This is a genomic window from Pseudomonas sp. AU11447 (assembly GCF_001672555.2).
Classification (GTDB): domain Bacteria; phylum Pseudomonadota; class Gammaproteobacteria; order Pseudomonadales; family Pseudomonadaceae; genus Pseudomonas; species Pseudomonas nitroreducens.
Genome location: NZ_LZDG02000080.1, coordinates 66,866 through 75,460, shown reverse-complemented (window position 1 = coordinate 75,460; position 8,595 = coordinate 66,866). Strand labels below are relative to the sequence as shown.

General features: G+C 66.0%; 8 protein-coding genes and 1 pseudogene. 6 read left to right on the top strand and 3 right to left on the bottom strand.

Annotated features, from left to right (window positions below; all coding sequences use genetic code 11):
- Together A6723_RS31900 and A6723_RS27250 are read right to left on the bottom strand one after the other, a co-directional pair.
- Window positions 1-99: pseudogene (locus A6723_RS31900) on the bottom strand (phosphonoacetaldehyde hydrolase); the annotation flags it as partial.
- A gap of 32 nt (window positions 100-131) precedes the next feature.
- The gene (locus A6723_RS27250; RefSeq protein ID WP_054909548.1) at window positions 132-1,247 is read right to left on the bottom strand and encodes a 2-aminoethylphosphonate--pyruvate transaminase; all 1,116 of its coding nucleotides are present in this window, start codon (window positions 1,245-1,247) and stop codon (window positions 132-134) included.
- Between the two features lie 148 nt (window positions 1,248-1,395).
- Here A6723_RS27250 and A6723_RS27245 point away from each other — a divergent pair, with 148 nt between their 5' ends.
- Window positions 1,396-2,256 (top strand): LysR substrate-binding domain-containing protein, encoded by an 861-nt coding sequence (locus A6723_RS27245; protein WP_054909549.1) that lies wholly within the window; start codon window positions 1,396-1,398, stop codon window positions 2,254-2,256.
- 117 nt (window positions 2,257-2,373) lie between these two features.
- Here A6723_RS27245 and A6723_RS27240 read toward each other — a convergent pair whose 3' ends face one another.
- A complete protein-coding gene (locus A6723_RS27240) occupies window positions 2,374-3,252 on the bottom strand; it encodes a LysR substrate-binding domain-containing protein (RefSeq protein WP_054909550.1) in 879 nt (292 codons plus the stop codon).
- A gap of 347 nt (window positions 3,253-3,599) precedes the next feature.
- Between A6723_RS27240 and A6723_RS27235 the strand changes: the two genes are divergently transcribed.
- The 5 genes from A6723_RS27235 (at window position 3,600) to A6723_RS27215 (ending at window position 8,486) form a co-directional block, all read left to right on the top strand.
- Entirely contained in the window at window positions 3,600-4,958 is a 1,359-nt protein-coding gene (locus tag A6723_RS27235) for an MFS transporter (protein WP_054909551.1), read from the top strand.
- A gap of 47 nt (window positions 4,959-5,005) precedes the next feature.
- Complete coding sequence (locus A6723_RS27230; RefSeq protein WP_054909552.1) at window positions 5,006-5,362, top strand: RidA family protein; 357 nt, start codon at window positions 5,006-5,008, stop codon at window positions 5,360-5,362.
- Between the two features lie 14 nt (window positions 5,363-5,376).
- Window positions 5,377-6,765: an FAD-dependent oxidoreductase gene (locus A6723_RS27225; protein ID WP_054909553.1), complete on the top strand. Its 1,389-nt coding sequence runs from the start codon at window positions 5,377-5,379 to the stop codon at window positions 6,763-6,765.
- A gap of 165 nt (window positions 6,766-6,930) precedes the next feature.
- A complete protein-coding gene (locus tag A6723_RS27220) occupies window positions 6,931-7,452 on the top strand; it encodes an RNA polymerase sigma factor (RefSeq protein ID WP_054909554.1) in 522 nt (173 codons plus the stop codon).
- A 110-nt stretch (window positions 7,453-7,562) separates the two neighbouring features.
- Window positions 7,563-8,486, top strand: a complete 924-nt coding sequence (locus A6723_RS27215) for a FecR domain-containing protein (protein WP_054909556.1) — start codon at window positions 7,563-7,565, stop codon at window positions 8,484-8,486.
- The last annotated feature ends 109 nt before the right edge of the window (window positions 8,487-8,595 follow it).

Sequence of the window (8,595 nt, the reverse complement as noted above, 5' to 3'; positions counted from 1 at the left end):
GACAAAGATCTGGGTCGGCGCGAAGGAGCCGAAATCGACCACGGTGCCAGCCCAGTCGAGGATGGCGGCTTGCAGTTGCTTGGGTTGTTCGTAGTTCATGGCATTCAATCCTGTGGGAATTCGGGCGGGCGTCAGATTTCGAAGACTTCCATTTCCTTCAGCGTCTCGGCGATGGCCGCGACGGCGGCGCGCATGCCGCTGCTGTCGACCTGGCCTATGCAGCCGACGCGGAAGGTTTCCACCTGGGTCAGCTTGCCCGGGTAGAGGATGAAGCCCTTCTCGCGCACCCGACCGTAGAACTCAGTGAAGTTGTAACGGCTATCGCGCGGCGCGTGGAAGGTGACGATGATCGGCGCCTGGATCTCGGCCGGCAGGAAGCTGCGCAAGCCCAACCTGGCCATCTCGCTGAGGAGAGTCTGGCAATTGTTTGCGTAACGCTGATGACGGGCCGCAAGGCCACCCTCCTCCTCGTACTGGGTCAGCGCTTCGTGCAGCGCGGCCACCACGTGGGTCGGCGGAGTGAAGCGCCACTGGCCGGTCTTGGCCATGTAGGCCTGCTGGTCCTGCAGGTCCATGGACAGCGAATGGCAATTGCCGGCGCTGGCGTTCAGCGCGCTGCTGCGGGCGAAGACGAAGCCCATCCCCGGCACGCCTTCCAGGCACTTGCCGGAAGCGGCGATCAGCGCATCGAAGGGCACCTGGCGGGCGTCGATATCGAGGGCGCCAAAGGAGCTCATGGCGTCGATGATCAGGCGCTTGCCGTGGGATTCGATGACTTTGGCGATGTCCTGCAGCGGGTTGAGGATGCCGGTGCTGGTCTCGCAATGGATCAGCGCGACGTGGGTGACGCTGGGGTCTTCAGTGAGCAGGCGATCGACGTCGGCGGCGGTGGTCGGCACGTCTTCTTCGGTTTCGAAGGTGCTGAACTCGCGGCCGATCACCTGGCAGATTTTCGCCAGGCGCTTGCCGTAGGCGCCGTTGATCAGCACCAGTACCTTGCCGTCACGCGGCACCAGGGTGCCCACGGCGGCCTCGACGGAGAAGGTGCCGCTGCCCTGCAGGGGCACGCAGGTGTGGGTCTGCTCGCCGTGGATGATCGCCAGCAGGCGCTTGCACACATCGGCGGTCAGCTCGTTGAAGTCGGTGTCCCACGAACCCCAGTCGACCATCATGGCGCGACGGGTGCGGGGGGACGTGGTCAGCGGACCGGGAGTCAGCAGGATGGGGGCTCGCTCGGCAGTGCTCATGCTCGATTCCTCTTTCGTGGGAACGTCGTCAGGGCTGAATTCGGTTGGGCCGGGCGGGTTCGCTGCGGCCTGGGCATAACTTGCCGGCCGGGCTGATATCGTTCAAATTGTTTATCACGATGCACTGCATAAGCCGGACATATACCTCATGAATCTCTTCCAGCTCCGCGCCTTCGACGCCGTCGCCCGCGAACGCAGCTTCACCCGCGCCGCCGAGCGCCTGTTCATCAGCCAGCCGGCCGTGACCGGCCACGTGAAGGCGCTGGAGGAGCACTATCAGGTCAACCTGTTCCGCCGCACCGCGCGAGGCGTGGAGCTGACCGAGGACGGCGTGCGCCTGTCGGCGATCAGCCGCACGCTGTTCGCCCTGGAGGAAGAAGCCGAGGCCATGCTCGACGCCAGCCGCGAGCTGGTGACCGGGCGTATCGAGGTAGCCGCCGACGGCCCGCACCTGGTGATGCCGATGCTTGCCCGGCTGCGCGCGTCCTACCCCGGCATCACCGTCAACCTGCGTCTGGGCAACGCCCAGGAGACTTTGGCCGCGCTGCTCGACGAACACGTCGATATCGCCGTGCTGACCGAAGTGGAGCCGCGCGCCGGGCTGTTCCTGCGCGAACTGGTGGAGTCACGTATCTGCGCGCTGGTGCCGGCCAGCCATGCGTGGGCCGGGTATGTCGGCGAACTGCCGCTGGCTGAACTGGACCAGCAGATCATGGTGCTGCGCGAGCCCGACTCCATCACTCGCCGGACCTTCGATGCAGCCTGTTCGGCCCAGTCGGTGGCGCCGCGCGTGTTGCTGGAATTGGACAGCCGCGAGGCGGTGACCGAGGCGGTCGCGGCGGAGCTGGGGGTGGGCATCGTGTCGTCGATGGAAGTCAGCCCCGACCCACGGGTGAAGGCTATTCCCCTGAGCGGCGAGGGCCTGATGAATCGACACGCCATCGGTTGCCTGGAGCGCCGCCGGGGATTGCGGGTGGTGAGTGCGTTTCTGGAGTTGGCGGAAGCCTGACCTGAGGTTCGACGAGAGGCAGTTCGCGAGCAAGCTCGTTCCTACGAAGAGCGCTCCAGCGTATGCACGGACTGCAGGATCGAGGTGACGCCTGGTTCTTGCTCGCGAATCACCGCCTTACTTCGACGGCAAATCTTCCCTCACCAGATCGAGAAACGTCGCCACGATTCGCCGGGAGCTCTGCTCACGCAGGCACACCAGGGTCTCGCTCATGTGTCGCTCGCAATCGACGATCGGCAACGCCTGGACGCGGTTGTCCGAACCGAACTCCGCCGCCGACACCACCCCCACGCCAATGCCCGCCACGACCGCCTCGCGGGCGGCCTCGCGGCCCTCGACCTCGATCGCCGCACGCATGCGCAAACCGGCGCGGCGCATTTCCTCCTCCAGCGTCTGGCGGGTGACCGAGCCGTGCTCGCGCAGCACCAACGGCGCGTCGTCAAGGTCGGCCAGATGGATCGACTCGCGGCCTGCCCAGGGATGGCCGCTGGCGACGAAGGCGACTATGGGGTCGCGGCGCAAGGTGAAGGACACCAGGCGTTCGTCCTCCACCGCACGCCCGAGCAGTGCCAGGTCGGCGCGATAGCCGAACAATGCCTGCAGGGACTCGTCGGTGTTGCCCGTCTCGATGCGTACGCGAATGCCGGGGTGGCGCTGGCAGAACAGCGCCACCTGTGGCAGCAGGTGAACTGCCGCGTCCACCGCCAGCACCAGGCTGCCGGTCTGCAGCGCGCTGGACTCCTGCAACAGCTCCTGGGCCTCGGCCTCGATCACGAACAATCGTTGGGTCACTGCCAGCAGGCGTTCACCCAATTCCGTCAGCCGTACCGAGCGCTTGTTGCGATGGAACAGCAGCACGCCGTAACGCTCTTCCAGCTTGCGAACCTGGTCGGAAACGGCCGGCTGGGTGAGGAACAGGCGCTCCGCGGCGCGAGTGAAGCTGCCATGCACGGCGACGGCATGGAAGGCTTTGAGCTGGGCGTGGGAAACGGACATGCGGGCATTCCTCGCAAGCGGCGATCTGACCGCTTTCCCGCCAATCGACGGAAAGCGACTACAGGGTCATACGACCTGGACGCGAAGGTCGCACAGCAACGCACTTAAAAGGAAAACTTATTTTTAAAATTTGATAAATCGATTTCAGTTATTTATTCGGAATTGTTTCTATCGCTTCACCGCCGCTTCCCACGAGTTTTTCGGCGGTGTGCAGAACAGCCTCCGTGCTTCTGACCCGCGCCGCCTCGGCGACGCGCAGTGCTCATGCTCCTAAAACAACAAGAACAAGAAAGGCGTTACCTCAACGACTGCCGGCACAGCACACACAACAAGAACGAGGTCAGATCATGCTCAACCCTCACGGCAACGCAGCATCGCGCTCGCCCTTCGCATCGATCCAACGCTGGCGCTGGCAGATCTTCGCCATCACCTGGCTGGCCTACGCGGCCTTCTACTTCACTCGCAAGGCTTTCTCGGTGGCCAAGCTGGGCATCGGCGAGGACCCTACCTTCCACCTCGACAAGGCCATGATGGCCAACCTCGACGCCACCTACCTCGCGGCCTACGCCGTGGGCCAGTTCACCTGGGGGGTGCTCGCCGACCGCTTCGGCCCACGGGTGGTAGTGCTCGGCGGCCTGGTGATTTCCGCCGGTGCGGCCATCGTCATGGGCACCTGGGCGACCCTGCCGGTGTTCGCCACCTGCATGGTCATCCAGGGCCTGGCGCAGTCCACCGGCTGGTCGGGGCTGTGCAAGAACATCGGCAGCTTCTTCGCCACCCACGAACGCGGCCGCATCCTCGGCCTGTGGAGCACCTGCTACGCCTTCGGCGGGCTGGTCGCCTCGCCCTTCGCCGGCTGGTGGGCCTATTCGGTGTTCGGCACCTGGCATGCGGCCTTCTACTCCAGCGCCGCGGTGGTGGGCGGCGTGGCCGTGCTGTTCCTGCTGCTGCAGCGCAATCGCCCGCAGGACGTCGGCCTGCCTCCGCTGGAAAACGAGCCCGAGGCCGTGCGCTACGCCGGCTTCAAGCCCGAAGGGCAGAACCCCGGCATCAGCGAAACCCTGCGCCTGGTGCTGCGCAATCGCACCGTACTGACCCTGGGCCTGGCTTACTTTCTGCTCAAGCCGGCGCGCTACGCGATCTTGCTGTGGGGCCCGGTGATCGTCTATGAGCGCATGCCCGGACTGGGCAAGGTGGGTGCAGCGATCCTGCCGACCTCATTCGAGATCGCCGGCCTGCTCGGGCCGATCCTGATCGGCCTGGCCTCGGACAAGATCTTCGGCGCACGGCGCATGCCGGCCTGCGTGATCAGCCTGATCGCCCTCACCGCCTGCCTGGCACTGTTCGTCCCGGCCATGCAGACCGGCAGCAGCCTGATGGTATTCGCCCTGCTGTTCATGATGGGCCTGACCCTGTACGGACCGGACTCGATGATCAGCGGCTCGGCCGCCATCGACTTCGGTACCGGCAAGGCCGCCGCCACCGCCGCCGGTTTCGTCAATGGTTGCGGCTCGGTCGGCGCGATCCTCGGCGGCCTGCTGCCCGGCTACTTCGACACCTACAGCGTGTTCATCGGCTTCACCGTCGCCGCGCTGGTCTCCGCCGCCATTCTGCTGCCGCACTGGAACAGCCTGCCGGAGGGCGCCGCGTCCTCGGCCGCACGCGTCCCGAACCGCTCCGTGAAGGTGCGCATGGCGCGCTCCTGAAGTCCCCGCACAAGGATGTGCCTCCACCTCCGCTACAGGTAGACCCCATGAACATCGAACGCTTCGGCGTGGTGAAACGCCGCGCCGAAATGGTCCTGCACGACCACACGCTCTACATCGGCGGCCAGGTCGCCAGCGATACCAGCGCCGGCATCGAAGCCCAGACGCGGGAAATTCTCCACGGCATCGAGCAACTGCTGCAGAGCGTCGGCGCCGACCGCACCCACCTGCTGTCGGTGCGCATCCTGCTGGCCGATCGCGCGGACTACGCCGGGCTGAACGCCGTGTGGGACGACTTCTTCCCGCTCGGCCATGCCCCGACCCGCGCCTGCACACTGGCGCAGCTGATCGACCCCGCCTGGCGCGTGGAGATGATCGCCACCGCCGCCCTGCCCGACCAATGACCACGGAGAACGCCATGCGCCCCTTCTGGCTCGAACAGGCCCTGCTGAGCGATAACGAGCGCGCCGCCGCGCTCGAAGGCGAGACCCGCGCCGACGTCTGCATCGTCGGTGGCGGCTACACCGGTCTGTGGACCGCCATCCTGCTCAAGGAGCAGAACCCGGAACTCGACATCGTCATTGTCGAGGCCGACCTCTGCGGTGCCGGTGCCAGTGGGCGCAACGGCGGCTGCGCGCTGTCCTGGTCGGCGAAGTTCTTCACCCTGGAACGCCTGTTCGGCCTGGCCGAGGCGATCCGCCTGGTGCGCGAGTCGGAGCGGAGCATCCACGCCATCGGCGAATTCTGCGAGCGCTACGGCGTGGATGCCGACTATCGCCTGGACGGCACCCTCTACACCGCCACCAATGCCGCACAGGTGGGCTCCACCGACAGTGTGATCGCCGCGTTGGAGAAGCACGGCATCAACTCCTTCAGCAAGCGCCCGCTGGAAGACGTGCAGCGCATGGCCGGTTCGAGCAAGCACCTGGAAGGCTGGTTCTCCCCGGCTGCCGCCAGCGTGCAGCCGGGCAAGCTGGTGCGCGGCCTGCGCCGAGTGGCGCTGCAATTGGGCGTGCGGCTCTACGAAGGGACGCCAATGACCGGCCTGGACCACGGCCAACCCGCCACCGTCCACACCGCGCGGGGATCGGTCAGCGCCGACCGTGTAGTGCTGGCGATGAACGCCTGGATGGCCCGCGCCTTCCCGCAGTTCGAGCGCAGCGTGGCGATCGTTTCCAGCGACATGGTCATCACCGAACCCCGCCCGGACCTGCTGCGGGAAATCGGCCTGACCTCCGGCGTCACCGTGCTGGATTCGCGCATCTTCGTGCACTACTACCACAACACCCCGGACGGCCGGATCATGCTCGGCAAGGGCGGCAACACCTTCGCCTACGGCGGCCGCATGCTGCCGGTGTTCGATCGCCCCTCGCCCTACCTGGGGCTGCTGCGCGAGAGCCTGGCGGAGTTCTTCCCGGCCTTCGCCGAAGTCCCCATCGCAGCGAGCTGGAACGGGCCCTCGGACCGCTCGGTGACCGGGCTGCCGTTCTTCGGCCAGTTGGGCGACGCGGGCAACGTGTTCTACGGCTTCGGCTACTCCGGCAGCGGCGTCGGGCCGTGCCACATGGGCGGGCAGATTCTCAGTTCGCTGGTCCTCGGGCTGGACAACGAATGGACCCGCTCGCCGCTCACGCAAGGTCCGCTGGGCTTCTTCCCGCCCGAGCCGATCCGCTACGTCGGTTCGCTGATGGTGCGCAACGCCATTCGCCGCAAGGAGCACGCCGAGGTCCGCGGCCAGCACCCACGCCGCCTGGATGTGCGCCTGGCGCGCTTCGCCGCCGCCGCAGGCAAGGCCGACAAGGCCTGACGACTTCCCCTCATCTGCCGGCTGAGGGAATGGGCGAGGCGCCCCGTGCGCCTCGCCCTTTTTTCATGGGGCCGAGCAACGCGGAACCACGCTTGGGCTTGTGCCGCGCGCCACAGCTGAATAACATTGATTATCATTTGAAAATTATTCCTGCTGGACGCCCTTGTGAGCACTTCCAACCTCGACGCGGTCTTCCTGGCCCAGCGCCTGCCATTGCTGCGCACGCTCGTACGGATGGTGAAGAACCCGAGCATCGCCGAAGACCTGGTGCAGGAAACCTACCTGCGCGTCGCCCGCACCCTGCTCGAACGCCGCATCGATCACCTGGAACCCTTCCTCTTCCAGACCGGCCGCAACCTTGCCCTGGACCACCTGCGCCACCTGCGCATGCAGTCGCGGACCATGCTCGAGGACGTGCCTTTCGATATCGTGCAGGCCGTGCCGGCGCCGGGTTCCAGCGCCGAGGACCAGCTCCATGCGGAAAAACTGCTGGAGCTCCTGGGCTCAACGCTCGAACAGCTCAGCGAACGCCAGCAACGCATCTTCATCCTCAGCCGCCTGCACGGCTGCGGCTATGCGGAAATCGCCGAGCAGCTGGGCGTCTCGCCCAGCACGGTGCAGAAGGAACTGAAACTGATCATGGCGATCTGTGTCGGACTGGTCAGCCGCCTCGAGGAAACGGTATGACGGACTACCGTTCGCCGGCCGATTCGACAACAATGCGCGGCTCACCCTCCCAGGACCGCCCCGAGGATCGTCCCTTGCCCCACGCCGCGCCCCCCGCAGACCCGCAGCAGATGGCCGAAGCCCTCGACTGGCTGATCCTCGAGGACGACATGGACGCCGCCACCCGTGCGCGCTTCGAGGCCTGGCTCGCTGCCAGCGAAGGCAATGCGCAGGCGTACCAGCGCGTACGCGCTGCCTGGCAGTCGCCGCTGCTGCCGGTCGCCGCCGCACGCCTGGAACGCAGGCAGGTGCAGGACAAGGTTCGCCCGCTGCGTCGCAATCGGCGTTTCCTGAAGCCCCTGGCAAGCGCAGCCGCGTTGGTGCTCGCCATCGGTGTCGTGGTACAGGGCGACCTGCTGACACGGCTGCGGGCGGACCATCTCACCGCTATCGGCGAACGCCAGAAGGTCCAGTTGGCCGATGGCTCCAACGTGCTGCTCAATACCGACACGGCGCTCTCCAGCAAGGTCGATGACCAGCAACGCGTCGCCCGTCTCTACCGCGGCGAAGCCTTCTTTGATGTTGCTCATGACCGCAGCCGCCCGTTCGAGGTGGAGGCCGGGCCGGTGCAGGTCACAGTGCGCGGCACCGCGTTCGCGGTGCGCTACCTGGGCAATGAGGCGGAGGTCAGCGTGCAGCGCGGCGAGGTGGACCTGCGTACGAACCTGGACGATGCGCGCGTCAGCCTCGGCGCCGGCGACAGCATCCGTGTCGGGCCGCAAGGCTTCGGCGAGCGCCAGCACGGCGCGGAAGCCGAATCCCAGCTGGCCTGGGTGAAAGGCCGCATGGTGTTCGAGAACTGCCCCATGAGCCAGGTTCTGGCCGAGTTGCGCCGCTACTACCCCGGCTGGATCGTCAACACCAACGAGCGCCTGGACAACGTCAGCGTCACCGGCAACTGGCGCCTGGACGACCCGCTGGGTGTCGCGCGTTCGCTGGCGCAGATCACCTCCGCCGAGCTGCACGAATACCCGAAACTGCTGATCCTCAACTGATCGCCCGCCACTGAACTGAAAGTATTTTTACTCGATTCGAAAGGCTCGTTCGTTTAGTCAGAAGCCAATGCAATAGATTCGCATTTACGAATGCGAACAACGACTGACT